At 78.0% G+C, this 18730-nt stretch carries 17 protein-coding genes; 11 read left to right on the plus strand and 6 right to left on the minus strand.

Features of this window, described 5'->3' with window-relative positions; genetic code table 11:
• The first annotated feature begins 152 nt into the window (after positions 1-152).
• From V9U69_RS11690 to V9U69_RS11700, 3 genes are read left to right on the plus strand one after another with little or no spacing between them, the layout of a single operon-like run.
• Entirely contained in the window at positions 153-974 is an 822-nt protein-coding gene (locus tag V9U69_RS11690) for an NAD(P)H-binding protein (RefSeq protein WP_337061990.1), read from the plus strand.
• Positions 971-1447 carry an anthrone oxygenase family protein gene (locus V9U69_RS11695; protein ID WP_337061991.1) on the plus strand — a complete coding sequence of 159 codons (477 nt, stop codon included), beginning with the start codon at positions 971-973 and terminating at the stop codon, positions 1445-1447. Before V9U69_RS11690 ends, V9U69_RS11695 begins: the two co-directional genes overlap by 4 nt.
• A 59-nt stretch (positions 1448-1506) precedes the next feature.
• Positions 1507-2433 carry an AraC family transcriptional regulator gene (locus V9U69_RS11700; RefSeq protein ID WP_337061992.1) on the plus strand — a complete coding sequence of 309 codons (927 nt, stop codon included), beginning with the start codon at positions 1507-1509 and terminating at the stop codon, positions 2431-2433.
• A 12-nt stretch (positions 2434-2445) separates the two neighbouring features.
• On the opposite strand, the gene V9U69_RS11705 is transcribed toward V9U69_RS11700, so the two are convergent.
• Positions 2446-3075 carry an AAA family ATPase gene (locus V9U69_RS11705; protein WP_337061993.1) on the minus strand — a complete coding sequence of 210 codons (630 nt, stop codon included), beginning with the start codon at positions 3073-3075 and terminating at the stop codon, positions 2446-2448.
• Between the two features lie 119 nt (positions 3076-3194).
• Between V9U69_RS11705 and V9U69_RS11710 the strand changes: the two genes are divergently transcribed.
• Positions 3195-3722 carry an AMIN-like domain-containing (lipo)protein gene (locus V9U69_RS11710; RefSeq protein WP_337061994.1) on the plus strand — a complete coding sequence of 176 codons (528 nt, stop codon included), beginning with the start codon at positions 3195-3197 and terminating at the stop codon, positions 3720-3722.
• A gap of 76 nt (positions 3723-3798) precedes the next feature.
• Here V9U69_RS11710 and V9U69_RS11715 read toward each other — a convergent pair whose 3' ends face one another.
• The 3 genes from V9U69_RS11715 to V9U69_RS11725 all read right to left on the minus strand — a co-directional run bounded on the left by V9U69_RS11715 (position 3799) and on the right by V9U69_RS11725 (position 7498).
• Entirely contained in the window at positions 3799-4047 is a 249-nt protein-coding gene (locus V9U69_RS11715) for a VOC family protein (RefSeq protein WP_337061995.1), read from the minus strand.
• A gap of 92 nt (positions 4048-4139) precedes the next feature.
• Positions 4140-5741 carry a gluconokinase gene (locus V9U69_RS11720; protein WP_337061996.1) on the minus strand — a complete coding sequence of 534 codons (1602 nt, stop codon included), beginning with the start codon at positions 5739-5741 and terminating at the stop codon, positions 4140-4142.
• A 143-nt stretch (positions 5742-5884) separates the two neighbouring features.
• Entirely contained in the window at positions 5885-7498 is a 1614-nt protein-coding gene (locus tag V9U69_RS11725; protein ID WP_337061997.1) for a methyl-accepting chemotaxis protein, read from the minus strand.
• A 127-nt stretch (positions 7499-7625) separates the two neighbouring features.
• Between V9U69_RS11725 and V9U69_RS11730 the strand changes: the two genes are divergently transcribed.
• The 6 genes from V9U69_RS11730 to V9U69_RS11755 all read left to right on the plus strand — a co-directional run bounded on the left by V9U69_RS11730 (position 7626) and on the right by V9U69_RS11755 (position 15847).
• Positions 7626-9380: a DNA polymerase gene (locus V9U69_RS11730; protein ID WP_337061998.1), complete on the plus strand. Its 1755-nt coding sequence runs from the start codon at positions 7626-7628 to the stop codon at positions 9378-9380.
• Positions 9381-9435: 55 nt separating this feature from the next.
• Positions 9436-10551: a TerD family protein gene (locus tag V9U69_RS11735; protein WP_442907744.1), complete on the plus strand. Its 1116-nt coding sequence runs from the start codon at positions 9436-9438 to the stop codon at positions 10549-10551.
• Positions 10552-10679: 128 nt separating this feature from the next.
• The gene (locus V9U69_RS11740) at positions 10680-12599 is read left to right on the plus strand and encodes an HD-GYP domain-containing protein (protein ID WP_337062000.1); all 1920 of its coding nucleotides are present in this window, start codon (positions 10680-10682) and stop codon (positions 12597-12599) included.
• Between the two features lie 52 nt (positions 12600-12651).
• Positions 12652-13296, plus strand: coding sequence for a hypothetical protein (locus tag V9U69_RS11745; protein ID WP_337062001.1), 645 nt, complete (start codon positions 12652-12654; stop codon positions 13294-13296).
• A gap of 47 nt (positions 13297-13343) precedes the next feature.
• The gene (locus tag V9U69_RS11750) at positions 13344-14480 is read left to right on the plus strand and encodes an AAA family ATPase (RefSeq protein ID WP_337062002.1); all 1137 of its coding nucleotides are present in this window, start codon (positions 13344-13346) and stop codon (positions 14478-14480) included.
• A gap of 92 nt (positions 14481-14572) precedes the next feature.
• Positions 14573-15847 carry a vWA domain-containing protein gene (locus tag V9U69_RS11755; RefSeq protein WP_337062003.1) on the plus strand — a complete coding sequence of 425 codons (1275 nt, stop codon included), beginning with the start codon at positions 14573-14575 and terminating at the stop codon, positions 15845-15847.
• A 30-nt stretch (positions 15848-15877) separates the two neighbouring features.
• On the opposite strand, the gene V9U69_RS11760 is transcribed toward V9U69_RS11755, so the two are convergent.
• Positions 15878-16444: a hypothetical protein gene (locus V9U69_RS11760; RefSeq protein WP_337062004.1), complete on the minus strand. Its 567-nt coding sequence runs from the start codon at positions 16442-16444 to the stop codon at positions 15878-15880.
• Positions 16445-16657: 213 nt separating this feature from the next.
• Positions 16658-17257, minus strand: a complete 600-nt coding sequence (locus V9U69_RS11765) for a hypothetical protein (RefSeq protein WP_337062005.1) — start codon at positions 17255-17257, stop codon at positions 16658-16660.
• 231 nt (positions 17258-17488) lie between these two features.
• Between V9U69_RS11765 and V9U69_RS11770 the strand changes: the two genes are divergently transcribed.
• On the plus strand, positions 17489-18694 hold the full coding sequence (locus V9U69_RS11770; protein WP_337062006.1) for a glycosyltransferase 87 family protein: 1206 nt from the start codon (positions 17489-17491) through the stop codon (positions 18692-18694).
• Positions 18695-18730: the final 36 nt, after the last annotated feature.

Below are 18730 nucleotides of genomic sequence, written 5' to 3' on the forward strand. Positions count from 1 at the left end.
GGTCGGGGTGGGGACCAGGTGGGTGGGACGCACGCGCATGGGGGCGCGGCGCGCGCGCATGGTCGCCGGCGGGGCCGCGGCGGTGGACTGGGCGCGGCCCCGCAGCGGGGCCGGAACCCACCGCGGCGCGGGCCGCACCAGGAGGAGCAGAGATGTTCGTCGTCATCGGAGGGACCGGCAAGACCGGCCGGCGCGTCGCCGACCGGCTGCGCGCGCAGGGCGAGGACGTCCGCGTCGCGGCGCGCTCGACGACCCCGCGGTTCGACTGGGAGGACGCCTCCACCTGGGCGCCCGCGCTGGCCGGTGCGCAGGCCGCCTACGTCACCTACCACCCCGACCTCGCGTTCCCGGGCGTGCCGGAACTGATCGAGGAGTTCTGCGGCACCGCCCGCGCGGCGGGCGTGCGCCGCGTCGTGCTGCTGTCCGGCCGCGGCGAGGAGGGTGCGGTCGCCAGCGAGCAGGCCGTGCAGCGCTCCGGCCTGGAGTGGACCGTGGTGCGCTGCAACTGGTTCGACCAGAACTTCTCCGAGAGCTTCTTCCTGGGGCCGGTGCGCGCCGGGGTGCTGTCGATCCCCGCCGGGGACGCCGTCGAACCCTTCGTGGACGCCGACGACATCGCGGACGTGGCGACCGCCGCGCTGACCCGCCCCGGTCACGCCGGCCAGGTGCACGAGCTGTCCGGCCCGCGCCTGCTGAGCTTCACCGAGGTGGCGCGGGAACTGTCCGACGCCACGGGCCGGAACATCGCCTACGAGCCCGTCACCCGCGCCGAGTACGCCGCGGAACTCCAGCGCGAGGGCCTGCCGGCCGACTTCGCGGACCTGTTCGCGCTCATCCTGGACGGGCGCAACGCCTCGGTGACGGACGGGGTGGAACGGGTGCTGGGGCGGGCGCCGAAGGACTTCTCCGCCTACGCCCGCGACGCGGCGGCCAGCGGGGTGTGGGCTCCCCTGCCCGCCACCCCGGTCGGGTGACACGACCCGTGGTGCACCAGTTCCTCCTGCTGGCGGCGCTCGTCACCTCCGCCTGGCTGGCGGGCCTGTACTACGCCTTCTCCTGCTCGGTGCTGCCCGGGCTCGGGCGCACGGCGGACGGCACGTTCGTGGCAGCGGTGACGTCGATCAACGCGGCGATCCGCAACCCGCTGTTCGCCCTCTCGTTCGCCGGCGGCCCGGTGCTGACGGCGGGCGCGGTGCCGGCCGCGCTCGCCGCCGGCCGGGCGGGCGCGGCGGGCGCCGCCGCCGCGGCGCTGGCCCTGCACGCGGGGGCGCTGGCCGTCACGGTGACCCGCAACCTGCCGCTGAACGACGCCCTGGACGCCGCCGCGGACGGGCCCTGCCCGGCGCGCACGGGTTTCGAGCGCCCGTGGCGCCGCTGGAACGCGGTGCGGGCGGTGCTGGCGACCGGGGCCGTGACCGGCCTCGGCGCCGGGCTCGTCGCGGCCTGACGCGCACGGCGGGGCGGCACCCGGCTCCACCCGGGGCCGGGTGCCCTAGCGTCGGCGCCGTGGACTCACCGGGGTGGTTCGACGGCCCGCGCGCCCGCGACGCCTTCGTGCTGCGCGTGGTGATGCGACCGCCCTGGTCGGTGCGGGTGCTCGACGAGGCGCCGCTGACGGTGGTGGCGCTGCTGGCCGGCTCGGCGTGGCTGGTGAGCTCGTCCGGCGCGGTCCCGGTGGCGGCCGGGGACGTGGTGCTGGCCCGCGACGGCGAGCCGTACACCCTGGCGAGCTCACCCGACGCGCCGCCGGGCGCCGTCATCGGCGCCGGGCAGTCCTGCGCGGGCGCGGACGGGCGCGACCTGTCGCACGGCTGGCGCTCGGGGGTGCGCACGTGGGGCAACGACCCGGCGGGCCGGGACGTCATGGTGGTGGGCACGTTCCGCAGCCGCGGTGAGGTGGGCCGCCTGCTCACCGGGACGCTGCCGCCGCACGCGGTCGTCCCGGACCCCGACCCGGTGCTGCTGCCGCTGCTGGCGCGGGAGGTGGAGCGCGACGCCGGCGGGCAGGCGGTCGTCCTGGACCGGGTGCTGGACCTGCTGCTGCTCACCACCCTGCGGCGGTGGTCGGCCTCGGGGCCCGGCGCACCCGGCGCACCCGGTGCCCTGGCGGCCTCCGCGCCCGATCCCGTCGTGCACGGCGCCGTGCAGGCCCTGCACGCGGAACCGCAGGCCCCCTGGACGCTGGAGACCCTCGCCCGCCGGGCGGGGGTGTCGCGCTCCGCCCTGGCCCGCCGGTTCACGCAGCGGGTCGGGACGCCTCCGATGACGTACCTGGCGGACTGGCGCCTGGCGCTGGGGGCGGACCTGCTGGCCGACCCCGAGCTGACCGTCGCGGCGATCTCCCGGCGCGTGGGGTACGGCTCGCCGTTCAGCTTCAGCGCGGCGTTCAAACGCCGCTACGGGATCAGCCCGCAGGACTACCGGCTGCGCTGAGCGGTGGACGCTTCAGCGCAACCGGACGTGCCGCAACGCGGTCCAGCGCCGCTGCACGGCACCGCGCACAGGGCCGCTGCGAGGCAGCAGGTCCACCCCGCACACGCCGGCGACGCGCTCGGCGACCTGCGCGACGCCCAGGTCGTCGGTCGTCACGTGCTCGGCGAACTCCGCACCCCGCAGCCGGTCCAGGCAGTGCTCCACCCGGGCCAGCGCGAACGACTCCCCCGGCGCGCACCCCGACCGGGCGGTGGCGGCGGCGAGGGCTCGCCCGAGGGAGCGTTCGCGCAGCCGCCGCCGCACCGTGGTGGCGCTCGCCAGCAGCGCGACGTGCCGCACGTCGTGGCCGCGGCGGCGCAGTTCCCCGACGGTCTGGTCGAGGAACTCCGGTTCCACGACCGTCATGGGCACCAGGACGACGCCGTCCCAGCGCGAGGCGGCCAGGTCCAGGACCTCCGCGACGCCGCGGCGCCAGGTGGGCAGGTCCTGGTAGTCCCCGCGCAGCGAGGCGGGCAGGGTGCGGTGCAGGCCGATGCCGACGTGCTCGGGGTCGCACACGACGCTGCCGGGCAGCCGCCGGTGCAGTTCGTGCGCGGTCTGCGTCTTGCCGCCGCCGAACGGGCCGTTGATCCACACCAGCACGTCCCGCACGCTACGCGGGCACCCCTTCCCCGCGTGCTCTCGACGTACGCGGTGCGCGGGAGGACGATGGGGGTGGTGGCCGGGCGGCAGGGTGCCGCCCCCGCCGGGAGGAGGCCGCGATGAAGCGGTCAGCGGCACTGGCGTCCCTGCTCCTGGGTGCGGCCCTGGTGGGCGTGGCCCCACCGGCGTCGGCGGTGGCGAGCTGCGGGTACGTGTGGGGTTCCCTGCCGGAGAGCGCGCCGTCGGTGCGCAACGCGGAGGTCGTGGACGTGCGAGCGGGTTCCCACCCGTGCTTCGACCGGCTGGTGGTGGACCTGCGCGGCGACGGCGACGGGTACTTCGTGCGCTACGTCGACGAGGTGCACCACGACGGTTCGGGCGAGGTGGTGCCCGTGGCGGGCGGGGCCCGCCTGGAGGTGGTCGTCGTGGAACCCGTCGCGGTGCCGGACGGGCTGCACCTGGCCGACGGCGGGCTGCCTGACGTGAGCGGGTTCGGCACGTTCCGGGACCTGGCGTGGGCGGGCTCGTTCGAGGGGCAGACGACGTTCGGGCTGGGGGTGCGGGCGCGGTTGCCGTTCCGGGTGTTCACCCTGGACGGGCCGGGTTCCGGGTCGCGGCTCGTGGTGGACGTCGCGAACCGCTGGTGAGGTGACCGGGCGGCGACCTCGGGGGGCCGCCGCCCGGCCCACCCGGGGTCAGCGCGCGGCGCCGTCCGCCGCGGCCTCACCGGTCCACCTCGGCCTGGCCGTCGCACAGCACCTGGATCGAGAACGCGGGGCTGAGCGCGTACCCGGGTCCGCCGTTGAGGATCAGGTGCTCGCGGCCGTCGAGGGAGAACTCGACCACGAGCGGGGACCCGTCCGGACCGGGTGAGACCGAGGTGACGGACGAGTTCGGGAAGAGGGACGCGTAGTGCTGCGCGGCGGCCAGGCCGTCGCGGTCGAACCACAGGCAGGGCAGGGTGGTGGGCATGGTGGCTCCTCGTCGTCGCGCTGGGCGTGGCTGTCGAGGAGTGGACCGCCGGCGGCGCGGGAACTCACCGCCCGAGCCGCCGGTGCCCGCGCTCAGTCCTGCTCGAGCTCCGGCTCACCCACCGGCCCGGCCGGCTCGGCGTCCTGCCCGGCCGGTTCCGCCGTGAACTCCCGCAGCGCCCGGAACGTCGGCCCCAGCGCGTCCGTCAGCGACGCGAACACCGGGCGCAGCCGGGCGTGGACCGCGGCGTCGGCGCCGGGTTCCACGACGTCACCGATGCGCACCTCGCGGCGGGCGGCCTCGACCATGTCGAGGTTCCCCAGCGCGTGGTGGCCGACGAGGGCGGCGCCGAAGCTGGAACCCTCCTGCCCGCCCGCGGCGAACGACAGCGGCCGGCCCAGGACGTCGGCCAGCAGCTGACGCCACACCCGGCTGCGCGCGAAACCCCCCGTGGCGCGGATCTCGGTGATCTCCGAGCCGGCGTCCTCCACGGAGTCGGCGACGAGGGCGAGCTGCTGGCACACCCCCTCCAGCGCGGCGCGCACGACGTGCCCGCGCCCGTGGCGGCGCTGCAGGCCGACGAGCACGCCGCTGGTCAGGGCGCTCCACTGCGGTGCCCGCTCGCTGAGCAGGTGCGGCAGCATCAGCAGTCCCTCCGCGCCCGCGGGCACCCCGGCGGCCAGGTCGATCAGGGACTCCTCGGGCGCCTCACCGAGCTCCCCCGCCACGAACGACAGGTCCGGGGCGAGGGTCTCCGCCAGCCAGCGCAGCACCACCCCGCCGTTGGTGGTGGCGCCGCCGACCACCCACAGGTCGTCGGTGAGGGAGTAGCAGAACGTGCGCCCGGCCGCGTCCACGCGCGGGGCGCGGGCGGCCACCCGCAGCGCACCGGAGGTGCCGATGGACAGCGCCGCGGTGCCGGGCACGACGGCGCCGACGCCGAGGTTCGCCAGCGGGCCGTCGGCGCCGCCGGCGAACACGGGCGTGCGGGCGGGCAGGCCCAGCTCCTGCGCGGCGGACGCGGTGAGGGTGCCCGCCAGCGCCGTCACCGGGACCACGGGCGGCAGCTGCACGGGGCTGACGCCCGCCACGCGCAGCGCGTCGGCGGACCAGTCGCCGGTGGCCAGGTCCACCAGCCCGGTGGCCGAGGCGGTGGAGCGGTCGGTGACCCACTGCCCCGTCCAGCGCCGCACCAGCAGGTCCTTCACCTGCACCCAGGTGCGCACGGCGGCGAACAGGGCGGGCTGGTGGCGCTGCAGGTGCACGAGCTTCACCAGCGGCGACATGGGGTGCACGGGGGTGCCGGTGGCGCGGTGCAGGGCGCGGCCGAGGTCGGTGGGCCGCAGCTCCTCGGCCTCCTCGGTGGCGCGGGTGTCGGCCCAGGTGATGACCTGCGTGAGCAGCTCGTCGCGGGCCCCCAGGCCGACGAGGGAGTGCATGGCGGAGCTGAAGGAGATCCCGGCGACGGTGCAGCCGGCGGCGCTCGCGCGGGCGGCGGCGTCCCGGGTGGCGCCCACGGCCGCGCGCAGCACGTCCTCGGCGCCGAGCTCGACGTGCCCGGGGGCGGGTTCGCGCAGGGAGTACCCGGCGCCGGCGGAGGCGCGCTCGCGGCCGGCGGCGTCGAAGGCGACGACCTTGGTGGACGTGGTGCCCAGGTCGACGCCGAGGACGACGGGGGTGTTCTGCTCGGGCATCGGTCCGTCGGTCCTCCGGTCGTGGGGGGACCCGGCCGCCCGGAGCGGGCCGGGGCGCCGCGCACGGGCACGGCGCCCCCATGATGCCCGCCGCGCGCGGGGACGCGAGGGGACCCCCGGGAACCTCCCCGGGGGCCTCCGCGTCAGACGCGGAAGGCGCCCACGGACTCGCGCAGCCGGGCGGACGTCTCCCGCAGCGCCTCCACGGAGGCGCGCACCTGCTCCAGGCTGGCGCGGTCGGTGGCGCTGGCGGAGGCGACGCCGGTGAGGACGCCGGCGATCTCCCGGGTGCCCTGCGAGGCGCCCGAGACGGTGCGGGCCAGCTCGCCGGTGGTGGCGGTCTGCTCCTCCACGGCGGCGGAGATGGTCGCCTGGTGGTCGTCGATGCGGGCGATGACCTCGGCGATGCGACCGATGGTGCTCGCGGCCTCGGTGCTGCCGCGCTCGATGGCGGCGACCTTGCGGGTGATGTCCTCGGTGGCGCCGGCGGTCTGCTGGGCCAGCTCCTTCACCTCCCCGGCGACGACGGCGAAGCCCTTGCCCATCTCGCCGGCGCGGGCGGCCTCGATGGTGGCGTTCAGGGCCAGCAGGTTCGTCTGCTCGGCGATGGCGGTGATGGTGCCGACGACGCTGGCGATGGCGCGGGTGGCCTCACCCAGCTCGGCGACGGTGGCGCGGGTGGCCTCGGCCGCCTCGACGGCCTCCCGGGCCACGGACGCGGACCGCGCCATGCCGGAGGAGATCTCGTTGATGGCGGCGCCGAGCTCCTCCGCGCCGGCGGCGATGGTGGACACGTCGGCGGAGACGGCGTCGGCGGAGCGCGCGGCGCGGTCGGTGTCGCCGGCGGTGCGCTCGTTGGCGCTGGAGAGCTCCTGCGCCCGGCCCGCGAGGTCGTCGGCCATCCCGGCGACCTGGCAGGCGCCGGCGGCGACGTCGGCGACGGTGCGGCGGGTGGCGGTCACGGCGGCCTCCACGGCCTGCGCCATCTCGCGGACCTCGTCGCCGCCGTCGACGACGGGCACGACGGTCAGGTCGCCGTCGGCGACGCGGCGCAGGTCGGAGACGGTGCGGCGCAGCGGGCCGACGAGGCTGCGGGTCAGCGCGACCTGCAGGAGCACGGTCAGCGCGGCGGCGACGGCGAGGGTGGCCAGCACGAGGGCCCGGCTGTGCTCGGCGGCGGCGTCGGCCTCGGCGGCGGCCGCGGCGGCGCGGGCGTCCACCGAGGCGGCGAACTCCTGCGTGGCGGTGAGGATGTCGGCGTAGGCGACCCAGCTCTCCTCGACGATCACCCGCTCGGCGCCCGCCAGGTCACCGGCCGCGTAGAGGGCGACGGCGCGCTCGTCCGAGGCGAAGTAGGCGTCCCACAGGTCGCCGATGGTGGTCTCCAGCTCGCGCTCGGTGGCGTCCATGAGGTCGGTGGGGGCGGCGGCGAGCGCCTGGCGCAGCTTCTCCTCGTCGGCGAGGAAACCGGCGCGGTTGTCCGAGGTGGGGTCCACGGCACCGGGCAGGCCGAGGCGGTAGGTGTCCCAGGCGTACGCGGCCTGCCAGCCGCTGACGTCGGCGGCGTAGAAGCGCTGCTGCTCCGCGTAGCGGACCAGGTCGGTGATGTCGCGCTGGTGCTGCACCGAGCGGGACTGCTCGGCGATGCCCAGCATCGCGGCGGTGCCGGTGGCGAGCAGCAGCGCGAGCACGAGGCCGAAGGCCAGTGCCAGGCGGGTGCCCACGCGCACGCGGCGCAGCAGGGTCGACGGCATCATGGCGGAGTCCTCCCGTGGCCGGCCCGGGCGGGCCGTCAGGCCCTTGCATCGGCACGTCCGCGGTGCTCCTGGAGCGGTCGCGGGGAGCACGACGGCGACTGTCCGGGTCGCCGGGCAGGATGGCGCCGTGGACCTCGAGGGCGCCCTGCACCGCGCCGGGGCGCGCCCCGGCGACCCGCTGGGGCTGGTGGTGCTGCCCGGCCTGGGTGTGGGGCTGGCCGCGGCGGGCGGGCCGCTGCCGCTGCCCGGCGACCCGGCCGACCTGGTGCGCCGGGTGGAGCGTGCCCTGGGGCCGCGCTGGACGTGGTGGTCGGCGGCGGCCGCGGCCGCACCGCTGGTCGCGGCGGGGGTGCACCTGGCGCGCTGCCACGACGTGGCCGCGGTGCACCGGCTGCTGGTGGGCGGTGCGCGCGACGACGCGGGCGCGGCGTGGGCGGCGGCGCACGAGCTGCCGGAACCGCCGCCGGCCGCCCGGCACCGCGAGGCCGCGCACGGCACGGGCCTGCTGGACCTGGACGGCGCGGTCGCCGGGGGCGGCGGCCCGGTCGGCGAGGACGGTCAGCTGGTGGCCGGCTGGGTGGAGGGCCGCGCGTTCGGGCCGGACGCGGAGCCGGCGGAGCGGCTGGAGCGCGCGGCGCGCTGGGCGGTGCTGGCGCTGCACACCGCCGCCGGGCAGCAGCGGGCCCTGGCTGCCCGGCCGGACCCGCGCCCGCGCCCGGCTCCCCCGCCGCTGGCGGTGCAGACGGGGTGGAGCGAGTCGGCGGCGGCGCTGCTGGCGGTGGAGCTGGAGGCGACGGGCCTGCCGCTGGACCGGGCCGCGGCGGAGGCGGTGGTGGCCGCGGAGGTCGGCCCGCGCCCGGACGGCCCCGCGGCGGAGGCGGCCGCGCGCGCCGCCCGGGACGCCCCGGTGCGCGAGCTGCTGGGGCCGGTGGACCTGCGCAACCCCGCGCAGGTGCTCGCCGCGCTGCACCGGCTCGGGTTCGACGTGCCGGACACGCGCGCGTGGCGGCTGGAGCGGTTGCGCGGCTCGCACCCGGTGGTGGAGGCGCTGCTGCGCTGGCGCCGCGCGGAGCGGCTGGCCACCACGTACGGCTACGCCTGGCTGGACCAGCACGTCGGCGCCGACGGGCGGTTGCGGGGGGCGTGGTCGGCGTCCGACGGCGGGGGCGGGCGGATGACCGCGCAGGCGGGGCTGCACAACCTGCCCGCCGAGCTGCGCCCGGCGGTGGCGGCCGAGCCCGGGCACGTGCTCGTGCGCGCGGACCTGGGGCAGGTGGAGCCGCGGGTGCTGGCGGTGCTGTCCGGCGACGCGGGGCTGGCGGCCGCCGCCCGCGACGACGACCTGTACGCACCGGTGGCCGCCGCCCTGGGCGCGGACCGCGCCACCGCGAAGGTCGCGGTGCTGGCGGCGATGTACGGGCAGACGTCCGGTGCGGCCGGGGAGGCGCTGCGGCGCATGGAGCGCGCGTACCCGGCGGCGCTGGCGTTCCTGCGCGCCGCCGAGGAGGCGGGGCGCGCGGGGCGGGACGTGGCGACGTGGGGCGCTCGCCCGGTGCGGGTGGGGGACGCGGACCTGCCGGAGGAGGCGCGGGCGGTGCGCGGGCGCTTCGCCCGCAACGCCGTCGTGCAGGGCACCGCGGCGGAGCTGTTCAAGGCGTGGGCGGCGTCGGTGCGGGCGGGTCTGGCCGGTGCCGGCGGTGCGGGCCGGATCGTGCTGTGCCTGCACGACGAGCTGCTGCTGCACGTGCCGGAGGCGGACGCGGGCGCGGCGGCGGACCTGCTGCGCTCGGCGCTGGCGGCGACGGCGCGGCGGTGGGCGGGCGGCGACGTGCGCTTCGCCGCGGACGTGGCGGTGGTGCGCCGGTGGTCGGACGCGAAGTAGGGCGCGCTGGCGCCCGGGGCGCCGCGGCGGGCAGGGTGGTGGCGTGGCGACGCAGCTGACCAAGGGGTCCAACACCGAACTGCCCACCGCGCCCGTGCGGGCCGTCCTGGCCTGGGACGCGGGTCCGGGCGTGCCGGACGTGGACACCAGCGCGCTGCTGCTGACGTCCGCGGGCAAGGTGCGCTCCGACGACGACTTCGTGTTCTACAACCAGCCCGCTCACGCCTCCGGCGCGGTGCGGTACGCCGGTGACGGCGCCGTGGAGGTGGACCTGCCGGCCGTGGAGGCGCAGGTGGAGCGGGTGGTGCTGGCGGCGTCCGCGGACGGCGGCACGTTCGGGCAGGTGCCCGGCCTGCACCTGCGGGTGCTGGCGGCGGACGGCGCGGAACTGGCCCGGTTCGACGTGCCGCAGGCGGGGCCGGAGACCGCGTTCGTGGCCGGGGAGCTGTACCGGCGCGGGGCCGGGTGGAAGCTGCGCGCGGTGGGGCAGGGCTACGACAGCGGCCTGGCGGGGCTGGCCACCGACTTCGGCATCACCGTCGACGACGAACCCGCCCCCGCAGCACCGGCACCGGCCGAGGTTCCGGAGCGAGCGCCCCTGAACCTCGACAAGGGCCGCGTGTCGCTGGTGAAGAACCAGACGGTGTCGCTGGTGAAGACGGGCGCTCCCCCGCTGAGCGCCGTCACCCTGGGCCTGGGCTGGGACCCGGCCGCGCGCGGGCGCAGCATCGACCTGGACGCCTCCTGCATCGCGTTCGACGCCCGCGGCAAGGACCTCGCCACGGTGTGGTTCATGGCCAAGGAGGCGTTCCGCGGCGCGATCACCCACAGCGGCGACAACCTCACCGGCGCCGGGGAGGGCGACGACGAGCAGATCCGGGTGCGCCTGGGCGACCTGCCCGCCGACGTGCACGCGCTGGTGTTCACCATCAACTCCTTCGGCGGGCAGCGGTTCACGCAGGTGAGCCGCGCGTTCTGCCGCCTGCTGGACGCCGGTGGCGCGGAACTCGTGCGCTACGAGCTCAGCGACACGCAGGACACCACGGCCGTGCTCATGGCGGCGGTGGTGCGCGACGGGGCCGCGTGGTCGATGCGGGCGCTGGGCGAGTTCCGCTCCGGGCGCACCGTGCGCAAGCTGGTGGACCCGGCGCGGGAAGCGCTGTTCGGGTAGGGCGCTGCGAGCGGCCACGGGCGGCCGGCGCCGGGGCGCTGGCCCGTCCGGGGGAAGCGCGCAGCCCGGGCGGGTGAACCGGGTCGTCGGGCGCTCAACCACCCGGCGGGCGTGCCGATCCCCGGTCGATGGGCACGGGACCGACGCAGAACTACGAGGGTGCGGGGGCGACGACCTGGCGCCCCCGGCCGGTCCTGGCCGCCCTCGTGCGGGCGACCGCCTCGATCGGGCCGCTGCTGTTCGCCCTGGGGGTCGGTGCCGTCGCCGCCCGCTGGCTGCCCGCCGATCGGCTCGGCCTGCCCGGGACGGTGTGGCTCCTGCTCGTCGTGGGCGTGTCCTCCGGCGCGCTGATCGCCTGCTCCCGCTGGCTGCGCCGGCTGGTGCCCCTCTCCGCCCTGCTCCGGTTGAGCCTGGCCCTGCCGGACCGGGTCCCCAGCCGCTTCGCGGTCGCCCGCCGCACCTGGTCGCCGGCGGCGCTGGAACGCGGGGACGCGCAGGGGGGCCGGGGTTCCGCCGAGCTGCTGCTGGCGCTCGTGAGCACCCTCGCGGCGCACGACGCCCGGACCCGGGCGCACGGCGAGCGGGTGCAGGCGTACGCGGCGCTCATCGGCCGCGAGCTGGGCCTGCCCCGCGAGGACGTCGACCGGCTCAGCTGGGCCGCCCTGCTGCACGACGTGGGCAAGGTCCACGTCCCCGCCGAGGTCATCAACAAGAGCGGCCGGCCCACGGACGAGGAGTGGGCCGTCCTGCAGGAGCACCCGTGCCACGGCGGGCGGCTGGTCCAGCCGCTGCGCTCCTGGCTGGGGCCGTGGCTGGACGGCGTGGAGCAGCACCACGAGCGGTGGGACGGCGGCGGGTACCCGCGGGGTCTGGCCGGTGAGGAGGTGTCCCTGGCGGCGCGCGTGATCGCCGTGGCCGACACCTACGACGTGATCACCTCCGCCCGCTCGTACAAGAAGCCCATGCCGGCCGAGCAGGCCCGGGCGGAGATCACCCGCTGCGCCGGCAGCCAGTTCGACCCGGACGTGGTCCGCGCGTTCCTCGCGGTCGGCCTCGGCCGGCTGCGCCTGGTCGCCGGCCCGGCGACCCTGCTGGCCGCCCTGCCCGGCGTGGGGGCCACACCCGCGCAGGCCCTCTCCACCGCCGCGTCCGTGGCGCAGACGGCCGGCGGTCAGGTGCTCGCGGCCGTGCTCTCCGCCGGGGTCGGGGTGAGCGCCGGCCTCGTCGCCACGCAGGCGGTGGCCGCCCCCGCGGAGGTGGCGGTGGCCGCGCGACCCGTGGACGTGGCCGGCCCCGCGGTCCCACCGCGCGTCTCCCCCACCGCCACCGCCACTGGCTCCGGCTCCGGCTCCGGCTCCACCGGCGCTACCGAGGCACCGGCCCCGGAAGCGCTGCCCACCGCCGCACCCGCACCCACCGGGGCGGCCGGCGCCGACGGTGCGGCACCCGCTCCCGAGACCCCCGGGACCGCTGCCACCTCCACCGCACCGAGCCCGCTGGTGCGCCGGCCCAGCACGGCGCGGAACCCGGCGCGCACGCCGGCACCCACCTCCCGCACGACCGCCGGGACGACCGCGACACCCCCCGCAGCACCCAGCTCGACACCCACCTCGGCCGCGGCGCGGACGCCCAGCGCCACACCGACCACCGCGCCCACCGGCACACCCACCGCCACGCCCCCGCCCGCCACGCCCCCGCCCGCCACGCCCCCGCCCGTCACGCCCACGCCGACGCCGACCAGCACGCCCACCCCGACCACCGCACCCACCGGCACACCCACCGGCGCACCGACGCCCACCACCACACCGACGCCCACCGGCTCCCCCACGCCGACCACCACGCCGACCACCACGCCGACCACCGGCCCCGGCGGCAGGCCCACCGACCGCCCCACGCCCACCGCCGTCCCCTCCGGCAGCGGCAGACCCACCGCCGTGCCCACCCCCACCGCCGTGCCCACCCCCACCGCCGTGCCCGGCCGGGGAGGCGCGTCACCGTCCACCCCACCCACCGCACCGCCCGAGGCACGGCGGGGCACCACCCGCTGATGGGCGAACCGCCCGGGACGCACCCACCGGGGCCCGTGCCTACGCTCGGGAGGTGCCCGCCCGACGCCGACACCGACGCCCCCGCCCGGGGCCGGCGCCGGTGCGCGTGGTCCTCGACGCCCTCGACCTGGTCGCGGACCCGCCGCTGCGCCCGCCCCCGCACGGCGGGGCACCGGAGGCGGTCTGGCGCCTGTGGCGCGCGCAGCGGCCGCGGGGGCCGCAGGCGCGCCCGACGCTCACGCACAGCCGCCCGCCCACCGCCCCGGCCCCCGCGGCGGAGCAGCCGCCCTTCGACTGGCCCGCCGTCGCCCTCACCCTGCACCGGTACCTGCTGCTGCCCCGCCTGGGGCACCGGGTGGAGATCGCGGCGGTCGGCACCACCGTGCGCCTGACCCGCCTGGACGGGACCGACGTGGCGCTGAGCGACCCGGCGGCCGGGCTGCGCGCGCACCGGGTGCTGCGCGGGCACCGCGTCGAGCTGGACCCGCACGAGGTGCTGGCGTTCGCCGTGCTGCACGAGGACCTGCGCGGGTTCCTCGCCGCGCACCCGCCCGGCGGTGACCTCGACCTGCGCCTGGTGCTGGCCGCGGCCGCCGCCGGGCTGAGCGCCGGGGACGTCGCCGCCGCGCACGCGGCGGGCACCCTCACCCTCGACCGCCTCGCGTTCCTCGCCGCCCTGCGGGGCGCGGTGGGCTGAGGAACAGTGGGCCGAGGACCCCGCCGCAGACCCCGGAGACGCACCGCATGAGCCAGCAGCACACCGACACCTGCGCCGCGCTGGGCATCGCCCTGCTCGCGAACGTCCCGGTGGTCCTGTGGGGGCCACCGGGGCAGGGGAAGTCGTCGGTGGTGCGCGAGCTCGCCGACGGCATGGGCGCGCACCTGGAGACGGTCATCGCCTCCATCCGCGAACCCAGCGACTTCGCGGGGCTGCCCGTGGTGGACACCGCCACCGGCACCGCCTCGCTGGCGCCGCCGTCGTGGGCGGTGCGGCTGCGCGACGCCGTCGAGCGGGACGGCCGGGCCGGCATCCAGTTCTACGACGAGGTCTCCACCGCGCCGCCGGCGACGCAGGCGGCGCTGCTGCGCCCCATCCTGGAGGGCGTCGTCGGCGACCTGCGCCTGCCGCCGCAGGTGCGCACCGTCGCCGCCGCGAACCCCCCGGACGTCGCCGCGGACGGCTGGGACCTCGCCCCGCCGGTGGCAAACCGGTTCCTGCACCTGACGTGGAGCCTGGACGCCGCGACCGTGCGGGAGGGTTTCAGCAGCGGCTGGCCGGCCGTGACCGTCCCCGACGTCGACGAGGCGGAGGTCGCGGCCCTGCTGGAGCGGACCACGACGCTCGTGGGCGTGTTCCTGGGATCGCGGCCGGAACTGGTCACGCGGATGCCGTCGTCCTCGGAGGAGGCGGGCCGCGCGTTCCCGACCCCCCGCTCGTGGGAGACGGCGGCGCGCCTGCACGCGTACGCGCAGGCGGCAGGCGCGAACAGCACGGTGGTGACGCTCCTGGTGTCCGGGGCGGTGGGCGTCGCCGCGGCCGGCACGTTCCTCGCGTACGTGCGCGAGATGGACCTGCCCGACCCGGAGGACCTGCTGCGCGACCCTGGTTCCTGGACCGTGGACCCGCAGCGCACCGACAAGACGTACGCGGTGGCGTCGTCCGTGTGGGCGGCCACCGCGGCGGACACCACCGTCGAGCGGTGGCAGGCGTGCGGCCGGGTGCTCGCCCGCATCGCCGACGCCGGCAGCGCGGACATCGCGTTCTCCCACGGCCGCCGGTGGGCGCAGGGCCGCCCGGCCGGGGCGATGCCCGAACCGGCCACCATCGCCTCCCTCGGCCCGATCCTGACCGAGCTCGGCCTGCTCACCCGCGACGCGTGAACCCGCGCGACGGGAGGACCCCGAACCCCCGGAACCCGAACCCCCGGAACCCGAGCCCCCGGAACCCGGAACCCGGTGGCGCGGGCGGGACGGTGGAGGAGCGCGCGGCGCTGCGCCTGGCCGCCGGTCGCGCCCGCGCCGGCGAGCTGATGCCGTACCTCGCCGACGCCCTGTACGCGGTGAAGGCGGTGCCCACCACCGCGGTCCCCGCCGCCGGCATCGACACCCGCTGGCGGATGTACTACAACCCCGCGTTCGTCCTCGGCCTGGACGTCGCCGAGGTCGTCGGCGTGTGGCTGCACGAGGTCGGCCACCCCCTGCGCTCGCACCACGAGCGGTTCGCCGCCCTCGCCGAACCCGGTGAGCGCCTGCCGCTGTTCAACCGGGCCGGCGACTGCACCATCAACGAGGACCTGCGGGCGGCGGGGATACGCCTGCCCCCGGCGAAGGCGTGGTACCCCGAGCGGGTCCCCGGCGCCGCGGCCGGGATGACGGCGGAGCAGATCTACCGGCTGCTCGTCGCCGGCCCCACCGCGGCGGGCCCGCGCCGCTCCCCCGCGGTGTTCGCGGCGGAGTTCACGTCGGGGTTCGACGACTGCGGTTCCGGTGCGGGTGGTGGGCGCCGGCCGTGGGAGGCGGACGAGCGCGGCCGCGACGCCGCGGGCGAGGACGACGGCAGCGTGGACGCCGGTCGCGCGGAACTCATCCGGCAGCGGACGGCGCGCGAGGTCCTCGAGCACGCCCGCACGCGCGGGTCGGTTCCGGCGGGGTGGCGGCGGTGGGCGGAGCGCACGCTGACACCGGTGGTCGACTGGCGCCGGGAACTGCTGAGCGTGACGCGCCGGGTCAGCGCGCACGTGGCCGGGGTGCGCGACTACACGTACGCGCGGCCGTCGCGGCGCGCGGCCGCGGCACCGGGGGTGGTGCTGCCGGCGATGCGCCAGCCGCGACCGCCGCGGGTGGCGGTGGTGGTGGACACGTCGGCGTCGGTGAGCGCGGACATGCTGGCGCGCGTGCAGGCGGAGACGGAGGCGGTGGTGCGCCGCTGCCGCGGCAGCGGCGTGCAGGTGATCGCCTGCGACGCGGCCGCCGGGCGGGCGCAGCGGGTGCGGCGGGTGCAGGACGTTCAGCTGACCGGTGGCGGCGGCACCGACGTGCGTGTCGGCATCGCCGCGGCCGCCGCGCTGCGCCCGGCGGTGGACCTCGTCATCACCGCCACCGACGGCGACACCCCGTGGCCGCAGGTGCCGCCGCGGGAGAACCCGGGTGCGGTGCACCTGGTGCTGCTGCTGGACGGTGCGCGCGAGGGCGTGCCGGCGTGGATGCGCACGGTCGTCGTGGAGCCCGAGGAACCGCGGCAGCGGTGAGGTCGCGGGAGCGTTCGGCGCGTCGACCGCTCACAGGCGGGCCAGGGCCGTGGCGACCACCCACCCGGTGGTGGCGCCGGGCACCTTCACCTCGACCCAGTCCGTCACGCCCACGGTCGCGACCCGGCCGGTGCCCGCGACGTGCGCGGTGGGGTCGCTGATCGAACCGGTCACGGACGTGACGTCACCGGGTACCGCGTGCACCGACGCGGTGGGCACGACGACCTGCCAGTCCGCCGGCGTCACCGTGCGCTCCACGGGTGCGGGCACGCGGTCCGTCCCGGGTCCCTCGTACCCCTCCCCACCCTCCACCGGTGCGGGTGCGGGCACGCGCTCCGTCCCGGGTCCCTCGTACCCCTCCCCACCCTCCACGGGCACGGGCACGCGATCCGTCCCGGGCCCCTCGTACCCCTCCCCACCCTCCACGGGCACGGGTGCCGGATCAGCCGGTGCGTGCGCTACCGGCACGGTGCGCGCATCCCCCACCGGCTGGTCTGCACCGTGGCCGGCGGCGACGGCGATCCCCACGGACCCCGCCACCAGGAGGGCGGCACCGGACACCAGGGCCAGGCGCACGGAGTGAGAGGCGGTGTTCACGGCAGGTCCTCCATCGGTCCGGTCGCACCCGAGTGGGCACGCTCACCCGGTAGACGCCGGTCGGTGCTCCGTCCGCGGCACTCGCCCACCGATCGATGGTGTGATGCCCGTCACAGTGCAGTCGCGGGCGACACCGCAGCACCACCACCACGGTGCTCGTGGTGGCCGGGCCGGGTGGGCGTGCGGGGGCACCCGCAGCGGGCCGGCGGCGGGTCAGTCGTGGACGGTCTGCTCGCGGCGGTCCCACCGCCACACCAGGTCCCCCAGCCGCGAGCGGGCCTCGCACGGCCCCTCGTGCCCGGCGGGCCGCGCGCACTCGACGCGGAAGCCGTCCACCCCGGCGCGCACGTCGCCGTCCAGCCAGGCCCGCTGGGAGCGCTCGGCCGCCGAACCGGCCACCAGGTCCTCCTGCACGCCGGGGCCGGGAGCGGCGCCCAGGGCCCGCAGGGTGCGCAGCGCGGCGACCACCTCGGCGACGGGGCCGCCGGGGACCTGCGGCACCCAGCGGCTGGAACCGCACGCGGCACCGGTGGTGGCGGCGTCGCCCGCGTCGAGCACGACGGGGTGCCCGTCGGGGGCGCGGTGCGTGGCCGTCACCGTCGTGCCGGCCGCCCACCCGCCGCGGGCGGAGCGCACCAGCGCGTCGAAGGAGGTGTCCACGTCGAGGACGCGGCCGCGGCGGCGCTTGGCGTAGAAGCGGGGGTAGTGCTCGAAGCCGGGCACGTGCGCGGTCGCGGGCTCGGGGGCGCCGGCGGCGGCGACCCGCCGCTGGTGCCGCGTCCCCTGGTCCTGGACGGGGTCCCACCTGCGCACCCGGCGAGCATCGCACCAGCGGCGGGGCGGCGCACCCGCCTGCCCCGTCGCACCGGCGCCGCTCAGGCCCGGGCGACCGCCTCCTCGAAGGCGCCCTCCTCACCGGGGCGGACGCCGCTCACCCGGTCGGCCGATGGGGCGGGAGCCGCCCGCGGACGATGTCCTGCAGGGGTCGTGCCCGCGGGAGCCGGTCGGAGGGACCGGTTCGGCGGCGGCCCGGAGGAGGTGCCGGTGCCGGTCGTCCAGCGCGCGCTGGCGGTGGTGGCGGAACTGGCGCAGCACCGCGCCGGCGTCGCGGCGCTGTGGTCCGCCACGTCCGTCTGCCTCCTCCTGCGCGCGTGGCAGGGTGCCGTGAACGCCTTCGACTTCCTCGTCGTCCACGCCGCCGCCCGCAGCGTGCTCGCCGGCCAGGACCCCTACGCGGACCCGTTGTACCTGTACCCGCCCGGTTCCGCCCTGCTGGCGCTCCCGGTCGCGCTCCTCCCGTCGCCGGCCGCGGCGGTCGTGGCGTCGCTCGCCTGCGTGACCGCCGTGGTCGTCGCGTGCTGGGGTTCCGCCAGGCTCCTGGCGCCCGGTGCGCCGCCGTGGCTCGTGCCGCTGACGCTGCTCGTCGTGCTGGTCAGCCCGGCCGGCGGCGCCCTCACGGTCAGCGCCAACACCGAGTTCTGCGCGGTGGCGGCGCTGCCGTTCCTGTACCGGTGGGCGGCCGACGGGCGGTGGCGGCGCTTCGGGGTGCTGCTGGGCCTCACCCTCGCGGTCAAGCCGATCCTCCTGGCCCTGGTCGTCCTCGCCGTGCTCGCCCGCTCGTGGCGGGCCGCGGCCTGGGCGGTGGGCGTCCCCGCGGTCACCTCCGCCGTCGGGCTCGCCGTCGCGCCGGGCGGTTCCGGCCTGGTCCCGGTCGTGCTGGAGCGGCTGGCGCACGGCTCGCCCGAGCCGGTCAGCCCGTGGATGGAGGTGTCGGTCGCCGGCGTCCTGCGCAACGGTGACGTCGGCCCCGGGTGGATCCTCCTGGCCCGGGCCCTCGTGCTGCTGCTCGGCGCCGCCGCGGTCGCCGCCCGGTGGTCGCGTCGCGACGTGGGAGCGCAGCGGACCGTCCAGGCGGGGACGCTCCTGGTGCTCACGAGCGTCGTGGGGGCCCCGCTGGCGTGGGACCACTACGCGGTGCTCCTCGTCCCGCTGTTCGTGAGCGCCGTCGACGGCGCGACGGCGTCCCGGCACCGCCGCACCGTCCTGTGGTGCTCGGTGCCCCTCGCCGTCCTCCTCGTCCCCCGCCTGGCCCCGGTCCGGGAACCGTTCGGTTACGGGTTCCAGGCGGGGACCGCGCTGCTGGTCGTCCTGCTGGTGCTGTGCGCGGAAGCCCTCGGCCCCCGTCGGTCCCCGTCGCTCGGCCGGGGCGGGGACCTCGGTGGCGGGCGCCACCGAGCCGAACCCGCCTGACCGCCACCTCTGGACTCCCTGGTCGCCCGCCCAGTA

Source organism: Kineococcus sp. G2, from assembly GCF_037154035.1.
Lineage (GTDB): Bacteria > Actinomycetota > Actinomycetes > Actinomycetales > Kineococcaceae > Kineococcus.